The following is a 24830-nucleotide window of genomic DNA, read 5'->3' as shown; positions in this document are numbered from 1 at the left end:
TATGAGGTTTTGCTGAAAAGTGCCGCCGCGTGGATATCATTTCGGCCAGTTCGTCCTCGATCCCGAGGATCGGCGCCTGCTGCGTGACGGCGTTCCGGTCGAGCTCAACGCGCGCTATCTCGACGCACTGGCGCTTCTCGTGCGCCATGCCGGGTCGCTCGTCGGCAAGGACCGTTTTCTGGCGGAAGTGTGGAAACATGTGCCTGTCACCGACGAGGCGCTGACCCAGTGCATCCGGCTCCTTCGCCAGCGTCTGGGTGACGATGCGAGCCGTCCGCATTTCATCGAGACGGTACCCAAGCATGGCTACCGCTTCATTGCCGAGGTCGACTGGCGCGAAAGCTCTGCCCCGGCCGAAGATGCGGCCCCCCACACCCTTCCCCCACCGGCCCCGCCCTCGGCTCTTCGCCGCATGGCGATGATGGCGGGAGCCGGGACGCTGGGTGCTGGGGGCGCCGGATTGATCGGCGGGCTCGCCTATGGGTTTGTCGCCGCGACGCCGCCGCTGCCAGGCGGAGGCGGCGCCGCGTCCTCCGTCTTCGTGTTGCTCTGGCTCACCCTGGCGGTGGCGCTCGTGGGCGGCGCGGGTGTCAGCCTGGGGATCGCTTGGGCCGAAGCCGCTGGAAAACGCCCATGGCTTACTCTTGGCGGCGCAGTCGGCGGAATGATCGTCGGCGGCGTCGTGAAGTTGCTCGGGATCGACGCGTTCAATCTCCTGTTCGGCCAGTCGCCGGCTGCGATTACCGGCGGGCTCGAAGGGCTTTTCCTAGGGGCCGGGGTGGGCCTTGGCGCGACCCTGTCCGGCATGGGCAGCTTTGATCGTTCCCTTCGCTCTGTCGCAGCGCGCGCGGCGCTTTGCGGCGGTGCGGTGGGCAGCGTTGTCGTTCTTCTTGGCGGACATCTCATGGCCGGGAGTTTCGAGCAACTCGTCCAGACATTCCCGCAATCGCGGATCGGCCTTGCGCAGATCGGCGGCCTGTTCGGTGAACAGGGTCTTGGTCCGGTGGCCGAGACGGCCTGCGCGTTCGTCGAAGGCGCGCTGTTCTCGGCGGGCGTGGTCGTTGCCATGACGCTGGCGCGCCGTGAGTTGGACAGGCCTGAAGGCCGCTCGGCGTCGTCGTCCGGCCTGGTCACGAGCGGCAGAGGCGGCGCGCCTCGGTTGGGCTAGGACCCGCCAGCCCGAAGCATGGGCGGTGAGCGCCGCCGGTCGCGTCGTTCTGGCTATTATTGACCGCCTATATCGCCCGACTTAAATGTCGCGGAAGGCAATGGATTCCTGCCTGGCATGTCGCCGAACCGCCCTCGCACGGGACGATGATTCCTACCGGCGCCATCTGGCGAAGGAGGAATCATGCGTTTGTTCTTCATCGTGTTCATGGGTTCAGGGATGGGTGGCGCGCTACGCCATCTGGTAGGTCTCTTAACGCTCCGACTGCTCGGACCGAGCTTTCCCTATGGAACGCTGGCCATAAATGTGTTCGGCTCGGCGCTGATGGGGTTGGTCGTCGGAGTGCTGTCGATGCGCTCGGGAACCAGCCATGAGTTGCGGGTCTTCCTGACCACCGGCGTCATCGGCGGCTTCACCACCTGGTCGACGTTCAGCCTTGACGCGTACAGCCTGTGGGAACGCGGCGAACAGGCCGCGGCGATAGGCTACGTCCTTAGCAGTCTCGTTCTGTCGTTCGCGGTTTTGGCCGTTGTCGTGGTGGCGGCTCGCCGCTTCGGTTGATGCAGATTAGAGGTTGGATTGAGTGTCAGCGATCATTTGCCGGCGGCCCCGACGGCGGCACGGAGCCAGAAGAAAAACGTGCTGCCAGCCCCCACCGAAATCTTGTTTTTGGCCCGACCGCAACAAAATTGGATGAACGCGGCTATGCCGCGCTGGGCCACTGATACAGGAGCGAGGGCACGACGTTGAGCAGTCCTTATGAGGTCTTGGGGGTATCGCCGACAGCCTCGGCGGATGAAATTCAGAAGGCCTACCGAAAGCTCGCCAAGACCCTCCATCCCGATCTCAATCCCGGCGACCGTACGGCTGAAGACAAGTTCAAGGCCGTCGCGGGAGCCTATGATCTCCTTCGCGATCCCGAAAAGCGGCGTCGCTTCGACGCCGGCGAGATCGACGAGACCGGCGCCGAGCGACCGCCGCAGGGCTATTACCGGGACTATGCCAGCAACGATTACGGCCGATATGCCAACAGCGGCGGCTTTGCGGATTTCGACGAGGACCTGTTCGCCGACTTGTTCCGGCAACGCGGGAGAGCGCAGCCCAATCGGCGCGGCGAGGATCTCCAGTTCCGCCTGGGCCTGACCTTGGCACAGGCGATCACGGGCGGCGAACAGCGACTGACCCTGCCGGGTGGTGGTACGCTCGACGTCAAGATTCCCGCCGGGGTCGTCGATGGCCAGACATTGCGCCTCAAGAGCAAGGGCGCGATGGGCTTTGGCAGCGGCGGCCCCGGTGACGCCTATATCATGCTCGAGGTTCTGCCCGATCCGCGATTTGCGCGAGAAGGCGATGATCTCGTTCTCGAGGTTCCGATCTCGCTGAGCGAAGCGGTGCTCGGCGGCAAGATCCAGGTGGCGACACCCACGAGCCAGGTGTCGATGACGGTGCCGGCCGGTTCGAACAGCGGCAGCACATTGCGACTGAAGGGACAGGGGGCCCCGCGTGCAGGTGGCGGCCGCGGCGACGAACTGGTCAGGCTGAAGATCGTACTGCCCAAGCCGACCGATCCGGAGCTCGAAGCCTTCGTGAAAAGCTGGGAGGCGGGCAGGGCACATAATCCGCGGGAGACAAGCCGATGATCGACCTGGACGACTTCGTGCAGCGCACGGGTATCGCACGGAAGGTTCTGACGACCTGGATCGAGAGCGAATGGCTGGTCGCCGAGCACCCCGGCACGTTGCAGCTCTCGGAGATGGATGCCGCCAGAGCACGGCTCATTCATCAGTTGGAAGGCGATTTCGGGATTAACGACGAAGGGATCGAGATCGTTCTCCACCTGCTCGACCAGATCCATGGCCTGCGCCGCGCGCTCGAGACCATGCAGCGAGCAGGACCTGCCGGGCAGGGCAGGGTGACCCGGCGTGGGAGCCGCCTCCGCCAGCGCTACTATCGCCTGGGCAAGCGCCGGCCCTAGTTGGCCATTCGCCGCCCGCCCATAGGCGCGAGCAAGATGGGGATTATCGCCAAAGGCACACCGGTGACGCGCCTGGTTCGCGCGCAGTGGGAAAGTCGGCGGAAAGAGCGGGGAAGACTGTGGAACGCCTGTGAAAAAGAACAGGACTCAACCGCGATACAATTCGGCGTGTCGTGGAGCATCATCGACAAATCGCGCGGTCACAAAATCGAAGTTAACGACGAGAGTGGCGCAAATCTGTAAGGGTCCGCTTCAGGAGTAGACAGATGCCTTACAGTTTTTCCCCCGTGTGCGTCGACACGGGCTGCGAGGATGTTCAGGGTCTGCAGGTCTTTCGGGACGATCGCCTGATTGCCCTGTTCGTTCGCCTGGACGCGGATTGTCACAGTGACCACCGAGGTTGCTGGTTTCTGGAGCCGGGCTTTGGCCGCTGCGCGGCGATGTCCGCCGGACCCTTTGACAGCGTGTTCGATGCCTTTCGGTGGACCGCGGAACAATATGAAGGCCGTCGCATCGGGGACGGGCCCTTGCACAAGCTTGGTATCCTGGCCGAGCAAGTTGCAAACTGCATCCATTAGCGCTCCGAAGCGATCGCAATAGCGATCCTGGCTCCGAGGAGACGTGACCGGGCACATCTTCGGCCAGCGTCGGCGGCGCGAGCCTCTAATCCTCGGCACCCCGCTACGCGACCCACGCCGCCGCGAGATGATTCCATAGGTATACATCTTCATTTATCCGCGCTAATAAATCAGAACTGATGTTTTAAGCATCACATCGCGGCTTGCATGCCAGCGGCTCGCTGAAAGGAGCGATCTTGGAAGACGTTGTGATTTTGGCCGGTACGCGAACGGCGATCGGCGACTTTGGTGGTAGCCTGAAGGACGTCGCGCCCTGGCAGCTTGGCCGTATCGTCATTTCCGAAGCGATCGCCCGCGCCGGGATCGCGGCCGAGGACGTCGGCCATGTGGTCATGGGGCAGGTGATCCAGAGCGAGCCGCGCGACGCCTATCTCGCTCGCATCGCGGCGATCGCGTCCGGCATCCCGGACCGGACGCCGGCGCTCACTTTGAACCGGCTATGCGGATCGAGTGTGCAGGCGATCATTTCCGCGGCGCAGATGATCGCCCTTGGAGAATGCGAGATTGCTGTGGCCGGGGGCGCGGAAAGCATGAGCCAGTCCCCCTATGTCACCAAGGCAATGCGCTGGGGACGTCGCCTGGGCGACGAGGTGATGGTCGATGCACTGAGCGCGGTTCTAACCGATCCGTTTGGCGCGGGGCATATGGGGGTCACCGCCGAGAATGTCGCCGCGCGCCACGGGATCAGCCGCGAGGCGCAGGATGCGCTAGCCGCGCAAAGCCATGCCCGAGCGGCCCGGGCGATCGCGGAGGGTCGCTTCAAGTCGCAGATCGTGGCGGTCGAAGTAAGGGAGCGGGGGAAAGTCAGGTCGTTCGAAGTCGATGAGCATGTCCGTCAGGACGTGTCCTCCGAGAGTCTGATCTCGCTCAAGCCGATATTCAAACCCGAGGGTGGTACCGTCACGGCTGGCAATGCGAGCGGCATCAACGACGGCGGCGCGGCGGTGATCCTCGCGTCAGAGCGGACGGCGCAGGCCCGCGGTTTGCAGCCCATGGGGCGGGTCGTCGCCTGGGGCCATGCCGGCGTCGCGCCGGAAGTCATGGGACTGGGCCCGGTCGAAGCCGTACCGATCGCTCTGGCCCGTGCCGGGCTGACTCTGGCCGACATGGATGTCATCGAGGCGAACGAAGCTTTCGCCGCCCAGGCCTGCGCCGTGAGCAAATTGCTGGGTTTCGACCCGGAGAAGGTCAATCCCAACGGAAGCGGGATCGGTCTTGGCCATCCGGTGGGCGCAACCGGAGCCATGTTGACAGTGAAGGCGCTCTACGAGTTGACCCGCACCGGCGGCCGCTACGCCCTCGTGACCATGTGCATCGGCGGCGGGCAAGGGATCGCGATGATCATCGAGCGGCTTGGCCCAAGGCTTTCGTGATCCACCCGCTCGGCGGCCATAGGCTAGGCTTTGATGCAAAGGCCGGCGCGCTTCCCCCCTAGGCGGAACCGCCCGGAGGGGTGGCGTCTTGAGCGCTGGCGTCAGCATCCGCGGCGCCGGCCTTTGCGCCTTCTTCGGCGGCTTCGGCCACCGATTTTTCGAACATCTTCTTGAGCACCCAGCCCACCGCGAAAGTGACGGTTGCGGTGACCACTGCCCGTGCCGCGGTTTCCTCGAGCGACCGGATGAATTTCCGACGCCGGCTCGGGGCCGTGGCGCGTTCGATGATACTGTCAGCTGCTTTCATGTCCTGCCTCGCGTGATCCTTCGGTCGTGGAACGCGCTAGGCCCGGCTGCGCTCCCGGCGCCTATGGATCATGCGCAATAAAATGACGTCGAGGAGACGCCAGTAGCCCTCGTCAGCAGGAGGGGCCCAGGTGCTTGGAATGTCGCGCCGATTGCCGACGCTACTTGCCGGCGAGCAAGGATTGGTCAGACGCGCGTCATCCGGAGGATTTTCGCGTCCCATCATCTCGATGGCGTCACGGGCTTTGACACTGCCGCGATCAGGCAGATGGCTCGTGAATCGGACAGCGGTTGTACGCGGAGCGGTAATTGGCCGACATCGGATAGGCGCTGCGCCGGACGCGATTGATGACGCCGAGTGGCTGGTGAGCAGCAAGGCCATGCCATGGACTGAACGCAAGCCCGTCGTCGATGCGACTGGCCTTCTCGTCGTTCCAGCCAGGCTGGGGCTCGACGACAATCCGGCCGATCGCGCGGAATGGGCTTTGAGCTTCGTCCCAGACCACTGTGGCATCCTCTACGGGCATCGCCTCGAGATCGGTGCACAACTGCACGCGCAATTCCCATTCCGCGCCGTGGGAGGCGATCACCGCGTCTACTTCCTCGCGCAAGCCATTGTCCCGGCCCGCCAAATCGACCGGCTGGTCTTTCAGCGCAACGAGGTGCGGCGAAACAGGAGCGAGCGAAAATTTCGCAATATGGTCGCCGAACCGAAAAGCGGTCTGGCTATAGAAGGTTTCGCCGAGCGGATGCGTGACAGGGTGACCGCCCAGTTGCTTGATCTTAGCGCTCTCGCCGCCAAGGGCTTCGATCACCGCTTCTGTGCCGCGCAGGACGGCTGACAGCGCCTTCTTGCTGCGTTCCGCCTTGTCCGTGGTCTTGGCGAGCAGTTTCAGATTGGCGAGAAAGTCCTTGGCTCGCGGCGCCGAGAAGGCCGGTCCGTTGACCATGATGATGTCCTGCGTGCTGGCATCCTCGGAACCTGGAAGCCGCTCGCCCTCGACGCCCAGGATCTTGATCGCCATCCCGCGCGGCAGGGAGACGCTGTCGGGAAGGATGTCGCCGGCGTTCGTCGAGATGCGCAGCACGACCTTGTGGTGGCCGCGGCGGGCGGCGATGCCCTGGGCAAGTTCGGCCGGCAAGCCGTCGAACAAGGTGAGCATACCCTCAAGCAGGCCGTGGCTCTTGGCATGCACGCTTCGCACCGCGTGCCCATAATCCTGCGAGGTCGTCTCGAGGATCCTGTGCAGTTCCCGGTCGATCGCCATGCTGGTCTCCGCTTCCTCCGGCTCAGGCGTCTCGACATCGGGGGAGAACAGAACCGGCTGCGGCATGAGGTGTTCCTTGGATCTAGCGTCTGTGCCGGAACCCGTCGCCGGGCAGGCGAGTTCCCGTAGCGCATCCATTATGCCGGTCGCACGGCAACCGCCGCAAACCGACCGGACCGCCCCATGCCGCACCGACCGCTTTCCGATCAGGTCTTCGTCATCACTGGCGCGAGCTCCGGTATCGGCCTGCTTACCGCGCGTAAGGCGGCAGAGGCCGGCGCGCGCGTGTTCCTCATCAGCCGGAATGACGCGGCCCTGCGCGCGATCGTGCAGGAGATCGAGGCGGACGGTGGCCGGGCGGCTTACGCTGTCGCCGATGTCGGGGATCGCGAGGCGCTGCAGCGCGCCGCTTCCTGCGCCATAGCGGCCTTCGGCCGCGTCGACACATGGGTCAGCAACGCGGGGGTCGCCATCTATGCGCCGCTGCTCGCCACGCCATTGGAGGAACATGAGCGATTGTTCCGCACCAACTATTTCGGGGCGGTCAACAGCGCGCAGGTCGCCATGCCCTATCTCACGGCAAGTGGCGGCGCGCTCGTTACGATCGGCTCGATTGCCGGCGACATGCCTTCGCCTGTCATGGGCGCTTATACTGCCTCCAAGCATGCGATCCACGCCTTCGTCGCCTCGCTGCGGATCGAACTCAAGGCCGCGCGATCGCCGGTGCGGGTGACGCTGATCAAGCCGTCGGGCATGACCACGCCGATCGCGATGCATGCCGCCAATCACCAGGACGGCCAAGCGCGGATCCCGCCGCCGCCTTATGATCCGGCGCTCGTGGCCAATGCCATACTCTATACCGCGACCCACAATGTTCGTGCCCTCACGGTCGGCGGCATCGGACGGCTGGAGGTGTTGTTCGCCAGCCATTTTCCGGCGCTGTTTGAGCGTCTCGCGCCGCTCGTCGGGCCTTTTCTCGTCGATCGCTCGAAGCCCGCGACGCAAGGTGACAATCTTTTCGGGCCGGGCGCCGATGGCGAGGCACGCTCGCGCAACGAGGAAGGGCGCCGATCGAGCCTAACCCTGGCGGCACGGACACGGCCACACGCGGCCGCGGCGCTCGTCGGCGGGGCTGCTGTGATCCTGGGCGGCCTGTTCCTGCGGAATCGGCGATCCTAGGGGAACCAGGGGGCGACCGGGGGGATTATCGAACAGAGCCGCGCTCCCGCGCGGGACAGGGAGCTGCCATGGCCACCATTTCCAAACCCGCGGCCCCTGGCGACGTCGAACCTCTCGATATCAGCCTCACCATCAACGGCGAGCGGCAGGCGTTCACGGTCCTGCCTTGGGTAACGCTGCTCGATCTGCTGCGCGATCATGCCGATTTCACTGGCACGAAGAAGGGCTGCGATCATGGCCAGTGCGGCGCCTGCACGGTGCTGGTCGGCGACCGCCGGATCAACAGCTGCCTGCGTCTTGCGGTGATGCATGATGGCGATAACATCACAACGATCGAGGGGATGGGCGATGGGGACGCGCTGCATCCGCTGCAACAGGCGTTTTTGGACCACGACGCCTTCCAGTGCGGCTATTGCACGCCGGGCCAGATCTGCTCGGCCCAGGGGCTGATCAACGAAGGCCGTGCCCGAAGCCGGGAGGAGATACGCGAGCTCATGAGCGGCAATCTTTGTCGCTGCGGCGCGTATACGAACATCGCCGACGCTATCGAGCAGGTCTTGGGAGAGCGAGCATGAACCGCTTTGGCTATGCGCGGCCAACGTCGATCGCGGACGCCGTCAGCTTGGCCGCAAAGGACGGTGCGCGCTACATCGCGGGTGGCACGAACCTGGTCGATCTGATGAAGGAACATGTCGAACGGCCGACGAGCGTGATCGACATTACCCGGCTGCCTCTGGGTAGGATCGAGGAGGCTGAGGATGGGGGATTGAGGCTCGGTGCGCTCGTGCCCAATGCCGACACCGCCTATGACCGGCGCGTCCAGGATCGTTACCCGCTCCTGTCGTCGGCGATCCTGGCGGGCGCCAGCCCCCAGCTGCGCAATGCCGCGACCAATGGCGGGAATCTCAACCAGCGCACGCGTTGCTACTATTTTTATGACACGGCGACCGCCTGCAACAAGCGGGTTCCGGGCTCTGGCTGCGGCGCGATCGGTGGGGTCAACCGCATCCATGCCATTCTGGGGGCTAGCGATCAGTGCATCGCAACCCACCCGTCGGACATGTGCGTCGCCCTGGCCGCGCTCTCGGCCCAAGTGGAAGTGGCCGGCCCGAATGGCGTCCGCACGATCGCGTTCGCGGACTATCATCGCCTGCCCGGCGAGGATCCCGCGCGCGACAACAGCCTCGAGCGCGGCGAGCTCGTCACGGCCATCATCCTTCCGCATGAGGATTTCACGCAGAACTACACCTATCTGAAGTTGCGCGACCGCTTGTCCTACGCCTTCGCGCTCGTGTCGGTGGCGGCGGCTCTGCGTATCGAGGGCGCCAGGATCGCCGAGGCGCGCCTCGCGCTTGGCGGCGTGGCGCACAAGCCCTGGCGCCTTCCCCACGTCGAACAGTTGCTGGTCGGCCGCGAGGCGGGCGAGGCGGTCTTCCGGCAGGTCGCTGACGCGCTGCTCGACGGTGCGGCCGGCCAGGGCGAGAACGACTTCAAGATCCCGCTTGCGCGGCGCGCGATCGTGCGGGCGCTGTCGCAGGCCGCGGCCGGCACGCCGCAATCGCAAACCGACAAACGCGTCGCCTGAGGACAGGACCATGGCAGCCATCATCGCTCACGACGGCATCGGCGCTCCGCTCAGCCGGGTCGAGGGACTTCTGAAGGTGACCGGCAAGGCGCGCTATGCCGCCGAATATCCCGCCACTGGCCTGCTCCATGGGGTCGTCGTCAATGCCGCGATCGCGCGCGGGCGGATCACCCGGATCGACGACAGTGCCGCACGCGCGGTCGCAGGCGTCGTCGATGTGCTCACCCATGAAAATCGGCTGGAGATCGCATCCGCGGACAAGAAATTTCAGGATGACGTCGCCCCGCCCGGCTCGCCCTTGCGCCCCCTGTGCGACGCGCAGATCCACTATAATGGCCAGCCGGTCGCCCTCGTCGTCGCCGAGACATTCGAGGCGGCGCGCTATGCGGCAAGTCTCGTCGAGCTCGGCTACGAGCAGGATGCGCACAATACCCGGTTCGAAGTCGCGCTTGCGGAAAAGTTCGTGCCCAGGAAGAAGCGGTCAGGATATTATCCGCCCAAGAACCGTGGCGACGCGCGCTCGGCCTTCGAGACCGCACCGGTCACGATCGCCGGCGATTATCACAAGGGCGCCGAGCACCATAATCCCATGGAGATGCATGCCTCGACCGTCTTCTTCGAAGGAGACGGCAGGCTCACGGTTCATGACAAGACACAGGGTCCTCAGAATGTGCAGGCCTATCTGGCCGGCGCGTTCGACCTGAAGGCCGACGATGTCCGCGTGCTCAATCCCTTTGTCGGCGGCGCGTTTGGTTCCGGGCTGCGACCACAATATAATGTGTATTTGGCAGCCATGGCCGCCTTGAAGCTGAAACGCTCGGTACGCGTCGTGCTCACTCGCCAGCAGATGTTTACCCATACGCACCGCCCCGAATGCCTCAACTCGATCTCGCTTGGTGCCGAGCGCGACGGGGCTCTGACAGCGATCCTGACCGACGCCACGACCCTGACGTCCAGGTTCGAGAATTACATGGAGACCGTCGTCAACTGGGGCATGATGAACTATGCGTGCGAGAACGCGGAAGGCGCCTCCTATATCGCGCCGGTCGACACCTATACGCCCGGCGACATGCGCGCGCCCGGCGCGGCGACCGGCATGACGCAATTCGAGATGGCGATGGACGAGCTGTCCTACGCGGTCGGCATCGATCCTCTCGACTTGCGGGTAAAGAATTACTCCAACATCGACGCGATGAACGGGACCGAGTTCACCAGCAAGGCTCTGCGCGAAGCCTATGCGCAGGGCGCCCAGGCTTTTGGATGGGACAGGCGCAGCCCGCAGCCGCGTTCGATGCGCGAAGGCAAGGAACTGATCGGCTGGGGCATGGCGACCGGAATGTGGGACGCGATGTTCTCCAAATGCGCGGCCCGTGCGACGCTCAAGACCGACGGCACGCTCGAAGTCGCAAGCGCGATGTCGGACATCGGCACGGGCACCTATACGGTGATGACCCAAGTCGCGGCGGATACGCTCGGACTACCGGCCTCGGCTATCACGGCAAAGCTCGGCGATTCCACCCTTCCGCTATCGCCGGTAGAGGGCGGCTCCTGGGGTGCGGCGTCAGTGGGCGCAGCGGTGCAGCTTGCCTGTCATGGCGTGGCCGCCCGGCTCGCCAAGGCTGCTGCGAAGATGGACGGCGATCCGCTCGAGGGCGCGAAGCTGGATGACCTGCTCTTCGAGAATGGGACCATGCGCCGCCGCGACGGCAAAGGTGAAGCGGTCCCCTTCACGGCGGCGATGGAGGCCGCGGCGCTGGACAGGATCGAGGTCGAGAAGACAGCGCAGCCTGGCCCCCTCGACATGGTCAGCCTGATGCGCAAGTCGCGCAACACCCATAGCGCGGTGTTCTGCGAGGTGCGGGTGGACGAGGAGCTGGGCGTCGTCCGTGTGACGCGAGTGGTGAGCGCGATCGCGGCCGGCAGGATCATCAACCCCAAGACCGCGCGCAGCCAGATACTCGGCGGGGTCGTGATGGGGATCGGCGCGGCGCTGCACGAGGAAAGCTTCCTCGATCACCGGCTCGGCCGGTTCATGAACCACAACTACGCGGAATATCATGTGCCTGCCCATGCCGACATCCACGATATCGAGGTGATCTTCGTCCACGAACCCGACCCCGAAGTCACCCCGCTCGGCGTGAAGGGCCTGGGCGAGATCGGTATAGTCGGCACTGCGGCCGCAGTCGCAAATGCCATTTATCACGCGACCGGGGTGCGGGTACGCAGCCTGCCGGTCACCATCGACAAGCTGCTCGTGGACTGAAGCCGCGCTTCCCGCATGGGCGCCCCCGGCCACCCTGCGGTGATCGCGCGGGGTGGCGGGTCGCATGAATGTCAGGGAGCGGGATATCGGGCGACGATTGCGGCGAGCTCTGCCGAAATCGCGTCTGCATCGCGGATAAGGTCATCGGCCTGCGCATCGATCTCCTGCTGGATGTCGCGCGGCCACTCATGCTCCATCGTCGCGGCAAGCCGGCTGGCAGAATTGAGATAGGTGCTGGTACGCGCTTCCAGCATGGTGCACTGGTCCGCGTCGGTGTCGCTCTGGGTTGTCGGGGCGGCGGCGAGCACCTTGCGGGCGGCGCGAACCAGCGCGCTCATGCGCAGACCGATCATGCCAAGATGCTGGGCGCGCCACTTGTCGACGGTCGCGTTGTCGTAGGCGGTGCGCGTGTCGCGGATTTCCTGGAGCAGGAAGTCCGCTTCGGCCTGCGGGGTCATTCTGGATTTCGGTTCGAACATAGGCTTTCTCTATGCTTTGGCGCCGCCCGTACAAGCCGCGCGGTCGCCAGGGTTTTAGGAAGGGGAGGGAGGCCGCCTGGCGGAGCAAGTCGGAGCTAGATCGCCGAAGCGGGCTTCGCGGGGCTATTTGCCGGTGATCTTCACCCCGATGATGTCGGCGAGCTCGATGAGTGCAGTGAAGGTGTCGGCATCGGCGACGATGTCGACCGGCGCTTCGACGCTGCTGAATGGATCGGGTGGCAGCCGGTCTTCGAACAGAATGAGGGCCCGCGCGCTGTCATCCTGACGCGATACCCAGCCCAGGCCCTGCACGTCCGGACATTGGGCATGGATGGCCTCCGCCCAGGCGCGGGTCTGCGGATAGATATCCTTGTCGCTCTCGATGAGATCGACCCGCGGAATGCCAAGCTTGCGCAGCGCGGTGCTGCCGAGATCGGCGAGCCTGAGGTCCGCGGCGGGTTGCAATCTGGAATAATGATGCTTCCTGAGCTTGCGTTTCGCGACGGTCTTCAGTCCCGGCGCATGAGGCACATCGTGGAAGACCGTTTCCATGGCGGCGCATTCGAGCGTCGTGCCGCCATAGAGGGTAGGGATCGCATTGCCGGCGGCATTGCAGAGCGGACTGAAGCGCGCGTTGCCGTGTGGACCGGGGTTGAAGGCATCCGGCGCATATTCATCGGGATGGATGCGATGGATGGTCACGTCCGCAGGCCAGCTCGTCCGCTTGACGAGGGCATCAAGATTATCTGGCGGCGTGGCAATAGTGCGCGAAGGAGCGGCACTCGCCGGAGCGGAGAGGGCTACAGGGGAGGCGGGAAGGGCAGCAAGCGTCCTCTTCCGCGTCGGAGCCTTGGCGGGCCGAGAGCCTGTCGGCCCGGACTTGGCGCCTTTAGCCATGCTGCACGCCGGCAATCTCGTCTTGTGCCGCTGCCAGGACGCGTCCGGGATCGCTCACGAGGAGATCCTTGGGAAGCGCGCCGCCCAGGAAACCATTGGCGGACGCAAACCAGATCGCGATATCCCAGGAGTCGAGTTCGTCGCCGAACACCTCGAGGATAGGCGCGAGGCTCTTTACGGGACGATACTGCGCCTCCGGGTCGAGCGCATAAGCTGGGTAGAGATCATTGCCATCGTGGCGCAGCGCGAAGATCCTACCTTCGCGCTTCCATTTATTCGGCTGAGCGCTCGAATTTTGCCCAGTAAACCCTGCGATTTCGGACAATTTGGCCGCAGTGACCCATTCCGCGCCTTCCAACACAGCTTTGCGCGCTTCCGCATTCATCCGCGCTTGGGTAACCAGACGCTCAGGAGGCGAAACGGCCGGTACCAGCGCATCGACCAACTTTTCGAGGGTCGTCGTCTCTCGATTGGCAAGATTGCGCAGGATCATCGGCGCGATCAGCCGCACCGCTTCGGCAAAAGCAGAGGCTGCAGCTTCACCGCCATGTTCGAGCTGAAAGGCGATGATGGGGCCGTCGTCGTCCTTTAGGCGCGCGCGTAAATCGCGCGCAGAGCCGGTAAGCGGTTTGATGCGGACATCCGAGAAATCCGATGCAGTTGCGGTGGCCATAATCGCCTCCTTGGATATGATGGATATCCATATAGCATGATATTCTAAATAATCAATGAGAGGGTCGAGTCCAAAAAGCAAGTGCCGCGCTTTGTGTCGCGCGGCACATTTCTCGCTTCGATAGCCGGGTCGATCGTCAGCATGCCCGCCGCAGAAGACGGGCGGGAGCGCAGCTTGTTAACCAAGCCATGCCATAGTGCTTCAACCAGGCTATCAACGTAGGGACATTGCATGCGGGTTTTGTTGATCGAAGACGACAATACGGTCGCGAGTGCCCTCGAGCTGATGCTAAATGCCGAGGGGTTCAATGTCTATTCGACCGACTTGGGCGAGGAGGGCCTCGATCTCGGCAAATCCTATGATTACGATCTCATCTGTCTTGACCTCAACCTGCCGGACATGCACGGTTTCGACGTCCTCAAGAAGCTGCGGATGGGCCGGGTCGAGACACCGGTGCTGATCCTCTCGGGGATATCGGAACTGGATTCCAAGGTCCGTGCCTTCGCCATGGGCGCGGACGAGTATCTGACCAAACCCTTCCACAAGGTCGAGCTGGTTGCACGGATCAACGCCGTCATCCGCCGGTCGAAGGGTCATGCCGAGTCCGTTATACGTATCGGCAAGATTGCCGTGAACCTCGATGGGAAGGTCGCCGAAGTCGACGGGGCCCGCATACATCTGACAGGCAAGGAATATGCGATGCTCGAGCTGCTGGCCCTGCGCCAGGGTTCAACGCTCACCAAGGAAATGTTCCTGAACCATCTTTATGGCGGCGTTGACGAACCGGAGCTCAAGATCATCGATGTTTTCATCTGCAAGCTACGAAAGAAACTGACCCTCGCATGCGGCGGCGAAAACTATATCGAAACGGTATGGGGCCGCGGCTACATGCTCCGGGCGCCAGGCGAGGAGGCCTTTGAGCAAGCGGCCTAAAGCTTTGGGCGTTCCACACGCCTTGTATCTTTCCAGAGCGCAGCATGTTCACCGGTTCGCCGAGAATGACGACCCCCACGAGGAAGGCGCCGACCGCGCCAATTCCCGTCCAGATGGTATAGGCGGTACCGAGCGGCAGCATCTTCATCGAGAGCGATAGCAGCGCGAAGCTCGCGATCATCGCGGCGATGGTGATGAGCGAAGGGACGAGACGCGAGAAGCCTTCCGACTGCTTCATGGAGAAGGCCCAAAGAACTTCAAGCAGACCGGCGACGGATAGATAGAACTACGCCAAGGCGACCTCCTTTCGCAAGGGTCGCCGGGCCGTCCCGGACATGAGCCTCGGCATGCCGAGGGAGGACGTGGCCTCGCGCCCGTCAGATAGGAAACGCCAAGAACGTTTCAACCCCAGGCTGGAGGCCGCCCGAAGGTCGGGCGCGCGAGGACGAGGGATCATTCGGCGCGCGATCTGCCCGTATGGCATTGCGCGAGGAAGACGTTCGGATCGAACCCGTCAGCGCACGACAATCTCTGCGCCAGCCTTGACCCGGTCGAGCGCGATCAGGCTGCGGAAGCTGGACACCGCCTCATTGTCCGCGAACAGACGCCGGGTGATGGCTTCATATTCGATCATATCGTCTGTCACGATCACCAGCACGAAGCTGATCCCGCCCGTCACATAGTAGCATTGCTGGACTTCGGGCGCCGCCAGGAAAAGGGCTTTGGCACCGTCTACGGTCTGCGGCCGCTCATTGATCAGGGTGACCTCGACGATCGACGTAATGGTCATGCCCAGCGCCTTCGTGTCAACGATCGCGACATTGCGCTCAATGACGCCGGCCGCTTCCATGGCCGCGATGCGCCGTTGAACTGCGGCAGCGGACAGGTTGACCGCTTCGGCAATCGTGCGTTGCGGCGTCTTGGCGTCGCGCTGGACGATACGGAGGATGGCGCGGTCGAAGCTATCAAGCTTGCGAGGGCTGGAGGACGGTCGAGGCATGGGTGATTTTTTGTTGCATTTCGCACCTCGATCAAGAGCGCAAAACCCGTCTTCATGATGATAATCGCTCGGTTTCAGCAAGGAGCAGGTCATGGACATCGCCATTCCCCGTTCGGCGGGGACCGACAGAATGTGGCAGGGCGTGGCCTGCGGGATGGCAGCAGGAGCACTCTGGGGGCTGGTGTTTCTTGCGCCTGAACTGGCCCGCGCGTTCACGCCGCTCGAACTCGCGATCGGCCGCTATCTTGCTTATGGGCTCCTGTCGGCTGCCTTGATCGCACCGCGCTGGCGTGCCGTCGCGTTGATGCTGTCGGCAAGCGACTGGCTCTCGCTGGTCTGGCTCGCGGTTGCCGGCAACACTCTCTATTATGTCTTGCTTTCGAGCGCTGTGCAGTTGGGTGGGGTGACCATGACCTCTCTCGTCATCGGATTCCTCCCGGTTCTAGTCACGATCATTGGCAGCCGCGAGCGGCAGGCGGTGCCGCTGCGGACGCTCGCGCCATCGCTGGCCTTGTGCATTGCTGGCGCTGTCTGCATCGGCTGGCAGGCCATTGCCAAGCCGATAACCGGATCAGGCGGTGCATCGCTGGTGGGCCTCCTTTGTGCCATCGGAGCGCTGTTGTCCTGGACCGCCTTTGCCGTGAGCAACAATCGCTGCCTGGCGCGGCTCGACCGCGTGTCGGTCCATGACTGGAGCCTGCTCACCGGTCTTATGACCGGTGCCCAGGCGCTTATGCTGGTCCCCGTGGCGATGGCTTTCGGGATGCTGCGCCACGATTCCTCATCCTGGCTGCTTTTCGGGAGCATCTCGATGGCGATCGCGCTATTTGCCTCGATCCTGGGCAATGCCGTGTGGAACCGGATGAGCCGGCTCCTTCCTCTCACGCTCTCCGGGCAGATGATCCTGTTCGAGACATTGTTTGCTATGCTCTATGGCCTGCTCTGGGAACAGAGGTTGCCAACGCCGTTGGAAATCGCGGCATTCACCTTGCTGTTCATGGGAGTCACATCCTGCCTCGCGGTGCACCGCCGCCCTGTCGGGGCCATGGGCGCCGGCTGATCGCCCGGCGCGGCCGCCCGGCACAGCTGCCTTTCCAAGCCGTGTGGGACACGCAGCAGATCTTGGCTAGGCAGGATGCCCACACCGTGTGCCGGGGGCCGCGATCGGTTACCGGCCGACGATACTTTCGGCGTTCGCAGTGAGGCCTTCCCGCATGAAAAATTCGAGCCACTTGCACCGACGGATCTCGCGGGCCGCTATGATGGGCTGGGTGCACTGCTCGACCGACTAGATCGGCCACAGGCTTCGTCCTATCACACGTCGAGCAGTCGCTCGAGGCCCTTGGCGACGCATTGCGCGGGCTCATCAGCCGTCAAGACCTCAAGACCCGTTGCGTCCGCGATCATGGTGCGCATCAAGGGCACCAGCGCGCTGCCGCCGGTCAGCAGGATGCCCTTGTCGTGGATGTCCTGACTGAGGTCTGGCGCGGTCTGTCCGAGCACGTCGCGCACGACCTTAACGATCTGGGCTACATGTTTTTCGACGACCCGGTCGAGATCGGCCATCTCGATCGCGATCGTCTTGGGCAAGCCGGTGCGTAGGCAGCGTCCGCTGACGGGTATCGCATCGCCTTGCGCGCTGCGTGCCCCCTTATGCGCGACATAGTCGAGCTTGAGCTGTTCGGCCGAGCGATCGCCGATGAGGAATTTGTGCTGGAGATGGACCTGGTCTGCGAGCGCGCGATTGAGCGTGTCGCCGCCGATCCGTACCGATCCGGTGCCGCAAATCCCGCCGAGCGAGAAGACTGCAACCTCGGTCGTTCCCGCGCCGCATTCCACGATCATCGATCCGGCGGCCTCATCGACGGCAAGCCCAGCCCCGATGGCGGCGGCGAGGGGCTCGGTCAAAAGCGTGATCGGTCCGAGCCCGGCGTCGGCGGCGGCGGTGAGCATCGCTCCGCGCTCAGCCTGGGTCGCGTCGGCGGGGACGCCAATGATGGCGGCGGGTGTGCGCCAGCGGCTCCGGCCCCTGGACTTCGACAGGGCATAGCGGAGCACCCGTTTCGCCGCATCGATGTCCTGTAGCACCCCGCGACATAGCGGTCGCGCGATACGCAGGGCCGCTGGCGTGCGGTCGATCATCGCATAGGCTTCGCGGCCGGCGGCGAACAGGCTGGTCATGTTATGCTTGCCTGCAATACAGCATAGCGACGGCTCGTCGAAAACGAGACCATCGCCGCGGCGCAGGACGCGGATGTTCGCGGTCCCGAAATCGATCGCGATCTCAGGTCGCCGCTGTGGCAGGAAGGACGTCATAGGATCGTCCTACCCGTCCCTGGCCGCATTGTCTTCCATCTTGGCGTCGTTCGAACCTATGCAGCTCGTGGCCGGCTGAAAACGGCGCTCCAGAACCTGTAGCAGCGCGGGGGGCCGGATCATCGGCTTGACGACCACGTCCCCGCGCCCGGAGCACGAACCGGAATTGTGCTATTGATGGGCGGCGACGAAGAGACCATTGGGCCGCGGGTCGTAGGCACAGGGCGGCCTATATGACGCCAAGCGCCCGCATCGCTTCGGCCACGCGGACGAAGCCGGCGATGTTCGCGCCAAGGACATAGTCGCCAGGCGTTCCGAACTCGTCGGCGGTCGCTGCGCAGGTGTCATGGATGCGGCGCATGATATCGGCAAGGCGTTGCTCGGTCTGCTCGAACGTCCAGCTGTCGCGCGACGCGTTCTGCTGCATCTCCAGGGCCGAGGTCGCCACGCCGCCTGCATTGGCGGCTTTGCCGGGCGCGAAGAGCACGCCCGCCTCCCTGAAGAAGCGTACGGCTTCCGGCGTCGATGGCATGTTCGCGCCTTCGCCGACCGCGATCACGCCGTTCTGGATGAGCGCTTTGGCGTCGCGGCCAGTGAGCTCGTTCTGGGTGGCGGATGGCATCGCGATTTCGCAGGGGACGTCCCAGATGGAACCGGTATCGGAGAAACGCGCTCCGTCGCCCTTGAGCCTGGCATATTCCGAAATGCGTTCCCGGCGGCTTTCCTTGACCTCCTTGAGGAGTGCGAGATCGATGCCGCCCTCATCGACGACATAGCCGCTCGAGTCCGAGCAGGCGACGACCTTGCCCCCGAATTCGGTGATCTTTTCGGCGGTGTAGATGGCGACATTACCCGAGCCCGACACCACCACGCGGCGCTGATCGAAGGCGAGCTGCTTGGTCGCGAGCATGCGTTCGACGAAGTAGACCGCGCCGTAGCCGGTTGCTTCGGTCCGGGCGCGCGAGCCGCCGTAGACCAGGCCCTTGCCCGTAAGGACGCCGGCTTCGTAGCGATTGGTCAGGCGCTTGTACTGGCCGAAGAGATAGCCGATTTCTCGTCCGCCCACGCCGATGTCGCCGGCGGGCACGTCGGTATATTCGCCCAGGTGACGATGAAGCTCGGTCATGTAGGACTGGCAGAAGCGCATGATCTCGCCATCCGACCGGCCGCGCGGATCGAAGTCGGAGCCGCCCTTGCCGCCACCGATCGGAAGGCCGGTGAGGGCGTTCTTGAACGTCTGCTCGAAGCCGAGGAATTTGATGATGCCGACGTTCACCGACGGATGGAAGCGCAGGCCGCCCTTATAGGGCCCGAGTGCCGAGTTGAACTGTACGCGAAAGCCGCGGTTGATGTGCACCTGGCCCTGGTCGTCGACCCAGGGGACGCGGAAGATGATCTGGCGCTCAGGCTCGCAGATCCGCTCGATAAGGGCGTTCTCGAGATAGCTCGGATACTTCGCGACGACGCGGCCCAGGCTTTCGAGGACCTCGGTCACGGCTTGGTGGAATTCGAGTTCTCCTGCATTCCGGCGCAGGACCTGATCGAGCACGGGCTCGAGCTTCTCATCGATCTTCGACATGATTTCTCCCAAGGGCGAACACCCTCAAGCGCTTAATGCGAGGCTGTACGAAAGGCCATCGCGGTGTCTTCGGTGAGAGCGGTGGGGGTGGCAGGCGCGCTATTCGCGTAGATGCGGTTTGCTAGCAGGTCATTGAGCGCCATCGCCTTTGGCTCAGGCGTTCGGCTTGTCGGCGAGTGCTGCGCAGATCGCGCTGGGGGTCCATCCGGTTTCGGTCGCGGTTTGGACGATCGTATTATAGGTAAGGTCCTTGAGATCGGCGGCTATGCGCGAGCACTCCTCGTCGAACCAGGGATCTAGTTCCTCCATATATTCCAGGAGCGCCGCTTTAACGAGCAGCATATTGACCGAGAGGGAGAAGGCTAGGCCGTCCGGCCTTTGGTGCTCGTTCCAGACGGCGATGAGAGGCATGTCTACCTGGGCCGCTTCGAACGCCTTTTCAGACTGCAGATCGGAGCAGTAGACCGGCTTCAGACCGTGGACGTCGGCCAGATGATTGAGGGTTGCCTGGCGGAAAGCCGCTCGAATTTCGTCATCGGAGATGACCAGAGCTGCTTTCTCCGTTTGCCCGGGCAGTTTCACCACCTTCGCCGATGGGGCACCGCGCAATTGCTGCTTCAGCCAGTCGAACATGCGAAATGCTCCAACCCAGGGTCCACGCCTGCCGATAAGAATATCTGAGTGTTGCGTCTTGAGAAGAGCGATAAATCACGCGCTTGGGCAAGATGCGGGCGCCCAGGGCTGGACTGGTTCCGGGAGTGCTGATCTTCTCGCAGCAAAGCATCCGTAGCGGTTGATATACCGCGTTTTTGCTTGGTTTATCTCTCTGTTCTGGATACTTCCAGGCTTGTGATGGGGGGACGTGTGGGCTTCAAGGTAGCGGCGAGGACGATTTTGGAATTGGGGGCTGAGCTGATCAGCACCGACGCCATCGCCCTGTATGAATTGATCAAGAACAGCTATGATGCCGGCTCCAAACGCGCGACGCTGGACATTCACACAGTCCTCAAGTTTAGTGAGCTGCGCAACTTCAGGCAGCGCCTGGCGGCCGCACAGCGGCTTGTCCAGGACGAGGGTGCGGACGAGGATGAGCTGGTCGACAAGCTGCGCGCGCAGCTTGTCGATCGCATGGACCCCACGGCTGCTCAAGCCGCGCTTGACGCCTTCCAGGCCGCGCTTGCTGAGGTTGATGACCTGGACGAGCTCGGGGAAGCGGTCGAGACGCAATTTGAAGCGCTTAACTACATCGATGTCATCGATACGGGCGAAGGCATGAGCCTGCGCGACCTAAGGGAGATTTTTCTCACGGTCGGCACCACTTCGCGGCTCCACGATACCGGGGGCCGCCACTTCGTGGGCGGCAAAGGGATCGGCCGGCTGTCGGCGATGCGCCTTGGTGACCGGCTGCGGGTCGAGACCGCGCGTGAGAGCGATAGCGTTTGGAATCTGCTGACCATTGACTGGCGGAATTTCACCCATGAATCGGCCGATACGCTCGACACGATCGATGTTGCGCCCAGGCGGGGGCCGCCCAAGGAACAGGTGGACGCGCACGGCACGACGATCCGCGTGCAGGCCCTGAAGGCAGACTGGGACTTCGAACGCGTGAAGCGTCTCGCCGACCGCTATTTCGACCGGCTGTTCGATCCGTTCTCCGGACGGTCACGCTACCCTCTCGTCATCCGGGTGAACGGCGCCAAGGTGCCGGTGCCGACATTCGATCGGGACGTGCTTGAAGAAGCGCAGGCGTCGGTTTCGATCCGCTATATCGTTTCGCCCGAGCCGCAGCTCACGCTGGACATCAACTATATTACCCGCGGCCGGCCAAAGGTCGAAGTCTGGAGCCGGGACGACATTCTGGGCATTACCGCTCACGAGGATGTCTCCGTCGCCGCGCTCGAGAGCCTGGGGCCGTTCAGGGCTGACTTCCACTGGTTCAATCGGCAGCGTCTCAAGGCGATCGAGGGATATGGCGACCGGGAAAAGGTCAAGGACACGGTCAACAATTGGGCCAACGGCCTCCTGATGTACCGCGATGGCTTCCGGGTGAACCCCTATGGAAATCCGGATGACGACTGGCTGGGCCTGGATGCCAAGGCGCTGGGCTCGGGCGGCTATAAGGTCAATCGCAAGCAGATTATTGGCGCGGTATATATCTCAGCCGAGGATAACCCCGCGCTGATCGACCAGACCAACCGCGAGGGTCTCCGGGCCAATGAAGAAAAATCGCTGCTCGTGTTGCTGCTGCGCAAGGCGATTACCGAGAATTTCAAGACCTTCCTGAATGATGTCGAAAAGGAGCTGCGCAAGAGCACGCGCATCGATGCGACCGAGACAGCGGCCTATCTCGACCAAATCTCCAAGCGCGTCGCACGCTCGCTCAAAACGCTTCACAGCCTGGTGCCCCGGGAGAACGAAGAGGAGGTCGAGTTCCTGGAAGAGACTTTCGACGAACTGCAAGGGCGACTGGCCGATGCGAAGGCATCGATCGCCAATGCCGAGAAAGATCAGCGGGATCTTGTAGATTTGGCGGGCGTGGGTTTGCAGGTGGAAATTGTCGCGCATGAACTCGGCCGGGTCACGCGCAGGACACTCGACCTGATCAAGACGCTACAGGGTGTGGACCTTCCGCCGCGGGCACAGAGCACGTTCGGCTCGATCGAAAGCCAGATGCTCGTCATTCGCAAGCGACTGGACGTACTTGATCCGCTGGGGCCGAGCAGCCGCAATGCCAAGGCCAAGACGGATCTCAAAGAATTAGTCGAGCAGGTGTTCGACGCGCATGTCGATCAGTTCGGCCGTTATGGTATCGGTCATGAGCTGCGGGTCTATCCGCGTTCCACGCGGTCTTTCACCAAGCGCGTCGTGCGAGGCATGATCGTACAGGTCTTGGAAAACCTTATCGACAACGCCGTCTTCTGGCTGCGCCAGCGATCACGCGCCGATCCGGACTTCGAGCCGCGGATCGAGATTGAAATCGACGTCGACGACGATGAGATCCGGGTGACCGATAATGGCCCGGGTATTCCCGTCGATCGGCGCGAGGAGATTTTCAAGCCGTTCGTCTCGTTCAAGCCGCCGGGCGAGGGGAAGGGGCTTGGCCTTTTCATCTCGCGTGAAATCGCGCGCCGGCATTCGAGCGATCTTTATCTTCAGGAGGGGGCGGACACGACCGGTCGGCTGCACACCTTCGTTCTCGACATGGCAGGAAGCTGAAGGATGGACCTGCAAAGTATCAAGCCCGTGTTCGCTACCGCCAAGGTCAGCAGCGCCTTGCTGATTGACGACGCGTTCGATCCCTTGCCGGACATCGAGCCAGATGCATTCCAGGCGGGATTCCAGCTCGTTGAAGAGGATGACGCAGTCGAGACAGCCTATCAGGCTATCGGCGGCGCCTGGCCTGTCGATCAGAACGGCTTTTCGACGGCACTGACGACGGACGACGCCTTGCGTGAGCAGATCGAGCAGGCGCTGGCGGGACCCGCGGATGCGCCGCTCGGCCGTCTGGCGCAGGCTCTGTTTGGCGTGGCTGCCGAGAACCACCGGGCAAAGATCGCCCCCTTGCAGGCTCTGTGCGCCCTTCTGAAGCAGGTCGGCATCGAGCCGACGGCAATCGGCAGCGCGGACAAACCGAAGGGCAGGAAGAAGCGCTTCCCGCTAATCTTCCTGGACTATTATCTGGGCGAGGACGGGCTTCCCTCGGTCGATCGCTCGATCGAAAAAATCAAGGACGTGCTCACGGGCTACCCCGATGACGAAAAGCCCATTGTGGTGCTCATGTCGTCCGAGCTTCGTGACGAAAATCTGGCCGACCAGTTCCGTGAAAAAGCCAACCTTTTGGGATGCCAGTTCAAATTCGTTACCAAGGACAAGTTCACAGGCGCCGCGTTCGAATTCGTCTCGAGCCTCGCGGATCGGGCGGAATTCATTGGCCAATCGCGCGTGCTCAGCGAATTCGTCAGGTCTTGGCGCGACGCGCTTGAGGGCGCGATTGGAGCCTTCGAAAAAGAGATCAAGTCACTTGATCTGCAGGACTTCTACTTCATCTGGGAGAAAGCGGGCGAGGGCAAGAACAACCGTTTTGGCGAACACCTGTCGTCACTGTTCGAGGGTTACCTGCGCAAGCAGATAGAAGACGCCGACGCTCTGCTCACGGCCACGGAGAAGGTGAACAAACTTTCCTTTTCGACGATGCCGCCAGGACCGCTCGTGCCGAGTGACACGGTCGCGCGCCTCGCTCATGCCGCGGCCTTCCGCGACATCGATCCCTTCCCGGAAAACTACACCGGTCCACCGCTTGGAATCGACCTTGGCGAACTGTTCATCCGCGACAGGACAATTCCAGCCGCGCGCGGCCGCAAAAAGGCGCGTGAACTGGTGGCGATGATGGTCATCTCCCAGGCGTGCGACCTGGAGCACGGGAAAGTCGGTACGGTTCTCATGGTCGAGGGAACGGTCCAACTGCGCACCGCTTCGACGCGCGACACGAACGAGGAAGCGCACCGCCGGCTGCGCGTCGATATCTTTCAGTATGAAAACGGCGTGGGCGAGAAGGAGGATCTCATCATTGAGTGGGACGCCCAGCGCTTGCGCACATTCAATGTCGATACCTTTCATAAGGATATGCGTGCCGCAGGCTTTGATCGGGTTGCACGATTGCGCCCCGTCCATGCCTTGGCCATGCAGCAGAAGTTCGCGGCGAACCTGACCCGCGTCGGTATGCCCGATGCACTCCCGGCCTATCGATATGGTGGTATGGAGGTGCATGTCGCAGGCCCCGGTGACAATACGCTGATCCGCCTGATGGATCCTGTCCCGAAGGCCGACAAACCAATGTGCGTCGTTGGCGAGGATCCAAGAAGGATGGTTGTGACCGATCCCGCTCTCGAGCGAGTTCGCTCGGCGCTGCGGGCTGCTGATCCTGCCCAGTTCGCGGAAGGTGCCATCGAGGCGCTGCGCACGGAGTTCGACGATATCAAGAAACTGCGCCGTATGCGCAGCTGCGAACTTCAGGCAGGCAAGCGCGATCTGGGCGCCGTTTTGATCGTCGACGGACCGTTAGGTGACGGTTTCAAGCGCCCGGCGAAGGTGAGGATTATCCTCAGTCATTTTGCGCCCTAGGTCCTTTTTTGTTCCAGCTCGTGTTGCGCCTATGGCAAATTTACCATAGGGTCGGTCAGTCCCCATTTGGGGTGCTC

24 protein-coding genes, 1 pseudogene and 1 riboswitch are annotated in these 24830 nt (G+C 63.1%); of the genes and pseudogenes, 15 read left to right on the top strand and 10 right to left on the bottom strand.

Going from position 1 to position 24830, the window contains the following annotated elements; all coding sequences use genetic code 11:
- The first annotated feature begins 19 nt into the window (after positions 1-19).
- The 7 genes from ACFFF7_RS09445 to bktB all read left to right on the top strand — a co-directional run bounded on the left by ACFFF7_RS09445 (position 20) and on the right by bktB (position 5154).
- On the top strand, positions 20-1168 hold the full coding sequence (locus tag ACFFF7_RS09445) for a winged helix-turn-helix domain-containing protein (protein ID WP_379481109.1): 1149 nt from the start codon (positions 20-22) through the stop codon (positions 1166-1168).
- 87 nt (positions 1169-1255) lie between these two features.
- Positions 1256-1331: riboswitch (Fluoride riboswitch) on the top strand.
- 20 nt (positions 1332-1351) lie between these two features.
- Positions 1352-1729: a fluoride efflux transporter CrcB gene (gene crcB, locus ACFFF7_RS09440; RefSeq protein ID WP_379481108.1), complete on the top strand. Its 378-nt coding sequence runs from the start codon at positions 1352-1354 to the stop codon at positions 1727-1729.
- A gap of 185 nt (positions 1730-1914) precedes the next feature.
- Complete coding sequence (locus tag ACFFF7_RS09435) at positions 1915-2808, top strand: DnaJ C-terminal domain-containing protein (protein WP_379481107.1); 894 nt, start codon at positions 1915-1917, stop codon at positions 2806-2808.
- Entirely contained in the window at positions 2805-3143 is a 339-nt protein-coding gene (locus ACFFF7_RS09430) for a chaperone modulator CbpM (protein WP_379481106.1), read from the top strand. The genes ACFFF7_RS09435 and ACFFF7_RS09430 overlap by 4 nt, the downstream gene beginning before the upstream one ends.
- A 36-nt stretch (positions 3144-3179) precedes the next feature.
- Positions 3180-3386, top strand: coding sequence for a hypothetical protein (locus tag ACFFF7_RS09425; RefSeq protein WP_379481105.1), 207 nt, complete (start codon positions 3180-3182; stop codon positions 3384-3386).
- 23 nt (positions 3387-3409) lie between these two features.
- On the top strand, positions 3410-3721 hold the full coding sequence (locus tag ACFFF7_RS09420; RefSeq protein ID WP_379481104.1) for a hypothetical protein: 312 nt from the start codon (positions 3410-3412) through the stop codon (positions 3719-3721).
- Between the two features lie 236 nt (positions 3722-3957).
- Positions 3958-5154 carry a beta-ketothiolase BktB gene (gene bktB / locus ACFFF7_RS09415; RefSeq protein ID WP_379481103.1) on the top strand — a complete coding sequence of 399 codons (1197 nt, stop codon included), beginning with the start codon at positions 3958-3960 and terminating at the stop codon, positions 5152-5154.
- 58 nt (positions 5155-5212) lie between these two features.
- Here bktB and ACFFF7_RS09410 read toward each other — a convergent pair whose 3' ends face one another.
- On the bottom strand, positions 5213-5461 hold the full coding sequence (locus ACFFF7_RS09410; RefSeq protein ID WP_379481102.1) for a hypothetical protein: 249 nt from the start codon (positions 5459-5461) through the stop codon (positions 5213-5215).
- A gap of 259 nt (positions 5462-5720) precedes the next feature.
- Positions 5721-6794, bottom strand: a complete 1074-nt coding sequence (locus ACFFF7_RS09405) for a catalase family protein (protein WP_379481101.1) — start codon at positions 6792-6794, stop codon at positions 5721-5723.
- Between the two features lie 117 nt (positions 6795-6911).
- Here ACFFF7_RS09405 and ACFFF7_RS09400 point away from each other — a divergent pair, with 117 nt between their 5' ends.
- The 4 genes from ACFFF7_RS09400 (at position 6912) to ACFFF7_RS09385 (ending at position 11755) form a co-directional block, all read left to right on the top strand.
- The gene (locus ACFFF7_RS09400) at positions 6912-7907 is read left to right on the top strand and encodes an SDR family oxidoreductase (RefSeq protein WP_379481100.1); all 996 of its coding nucleotides are present in this window, start codon (positions 6912-6914) and stop codon (positions 7905-7907) included.
- Between the two features lie 68 nt (positions 7908-7975).
- Positions 7976-8482, top strand: coding sequence for a (2Fe-2S)-binding protein (locus tag ACFFF7_RS09395; protein WP_379481099.1), 507 nt, complete (start codon positions 7976-7978; stop codon positions 8480-8482).
- Entirely contained in the window at positions 8479-9492 is a 1014-nt protein-coding gene (locus tag ACFFF7_RS09390; protein WP_379481098.1) for an FAD binding domain-containing protein, read from the top strand. Before ACFFF7_RS09395 ends, ACFFF7_RS09390 begins: the two co-directional genes overlap by 4 nt.
- A 10-nt stretch (positions 9493-9502) precedes the next feature.
- Positions 9503-11755, top strand: coding sequence for a xanthine dehydrogenase family protein molybdopterin-binding subunit (locus tag ACFFF7_RS09385; RefSeq protein WP_379481097.1), 2253 nt, complete (start codon positions 9503-9505; stop codon positions 11753-11755).
- 71 nt (positions 11756-11826) lie between these two features.
- Here ACFFF7_RS09385 and ACFFF7_RS09380 read toward each other — a convergent pair whose 3' ends face one another.
- The 3 genes from ACFFF7_RS09380 to ACFFF7_RS09370 all read right to left on the bottom strand — a co-directional run bounded on the left by ACFFF7_RS09380 (position 11827) and on the right by ACFFF7_RS09370 (position 13804).
- Complete coding sequence (locus ACFFF7_RS09380; RefSeq protein ID WP_379481096.1) at positions 11827-12234, bottom strand: hypothetical protein; 408 nt, start codon at positions 12232-12234, stop codon at positions 11827-11829.
- Between the two features lie 123 nt (positions 12235-12357).
- A complete protein-coding gene (locus tag ACFFF7_RS09375; RefSeq protein WP_379481095.1) occupies positions 12358-12936 on the bottom strand; it encodes an RES family NAD+ phosphorylase in 579 nt (192 codons plus the stop codon).
- A 187-nt stretch (positions 12937-13123) separates the two neighbouring features.
- Positions 13124-13804: a hypothetical protein gene (locus tag ACFFF7_RS09370; RefSeq protein ID WP_379481094.1), complete on the bottom strand. Its 681-nt coding sequence runs from the start codon at positions 13802-13804 to the stop codon at positions 13124-13126.
- Between the two features lie 231 nt (positions 13805-14035).
- Here ACFFF7_RS09370 and ctrA point away from each other — a divergent pair, with 231 nt between their 5' ends.
- The gene (gene ctrA / locus ACFFF7_RS09365; RefSeq protein ID WP_379481093.1) at positions 14036-14737 is read left to right on the top strand and encodes a response regulator transcription factor CtrA; all 702 of its coding nucleotides are present in this window, start codon (positions 14036-14038) and stop codon (positions 14735-14737) included.
- Between the two features lie 52 nt (positions 14738-14789).
- Here the strand turns inward: ctrA and ACFFF7_RS09360 are convergent.
- Both ACFFF7_RS09360 and ACFFF7_RS09355 read right to left on the bottom strand, forming a co-directional pair.
- Positions 14790-15008, bottom strand: a pseudogene (locus tag ACFFF7_RS09360) (DMT family transporter); the annotation flags it as partial.
- Positions 15009-15251: 243 nt separating this feature from the next.
- On the bottom strand, positions 15252-15737 hold the full coding sequence (locus tag ACFFF7_RS09355; protein ID WP_379481159.1) for an Lrp/AsnC family transcriptional regulator: 486 nt from the start codon (positions 15735-15737) through the stop codon (positions 15252-15254).
- 91 nt (positions 15738-15828) lie between these two features.
- Between ACFFF7_RS09355 and ACFFF7_RS09350 the strand changes: the two genes are divergently transcribed.
- Positions 15829-16797, top strand: a complete 969-nt coding sequence (locus ACFFF7_RS09350) for a DMT family transporter (RefSeq protein ID WP_379481092.1) — start codon at positions 15829-15831, stop codon at positions 16795-16797.
- A 254-nt stretch (positions 16798-17051) separates the two neighbouring features.
- Here the strand turns inward: ACFFF7_RS09350 and ACFFF7_RS09345 are convergent, their stop codons facing one another.
- From ACFFF7_RS09345 to ACFFF7_RS09335, 3 genes are all read right to left on the bottom strand, one after another.
- Positions 17052-18053: a rod shape-determining protein gene (locus ACFFF7_RS09345; RefSeq protein WP_379481091.1), complete on the bottom strand. Its 1002-nt coding sequence runs from the start codon at positions 18051-18053 to the stop codon at positions 17052-17054.
- A 229-nt stretch (positions 18054-18282) separates the two neighbouring features.
- Positions 18283-19632, bottom strand: a complete 1350-nt coding sequence (gdhA, locus tag ACFFF7_RS09340) for an NADP-specific glutamate dehydrogenase (protein WP_379481090.1) — start codon at positions 19630-19632, stop codon at positions 18283-18285.
- Positions 19633-19785: 153 nt separating this feature from the next.
- Positions 19786-20265: a hypothetical protein gene (locus ACFFF7_RS09335; protein WP_379481089.1), complete on the bottom strand. Its 480-nt coding sequence runs from the start codon at positions 20263-20265 to the stop codon at positions 19786-19788.
- A 231-nt stretch (positions 20266-20496) separates the two neighbouring features.
- On the opposite strand from ACFFF7_RS09335, the gene ACFFF7_RS09330 reads away from it, so the two are divergent.
- Entirely contained in the window at positions 20497-22848 is a 2352-nt protein-coding gene (locus ACFFF7_RS09330) for an ATP-binding protein (protein WP_379481088.1), read from the top strand.
- A 3-nt stretch (positions 22849-22851) separates the two neighbouring features.
- Positions 22852-24753, top strand: a complete 1902-nt coding sequence (locus ACFFF7_RS09325) for a hypothetical protein (RefSeq protein WP_379481087.1) — start codon at positions 22852-22854, stop codon at positions 24751-24753.
- The last annotated feature ends 77 nt before the right edge of the window (positions 24754-24830 follow it).

The organism is Novosphingobium aquiterrae, from assembly GCF_042434435.1.
Taxonomy (GTDB): domain Bacteria; phylum Pseudomonadota; class Alphaproteobacteria; order Sphingomonadales; family Sphingomonadaceae; genus Novosphingobium; species Novosphingobium aquiterrae.
Note: the sequence above shows the minus strand (reverse complement) of the source record. Positions and strands in the feature narration are given on the sequence as shown.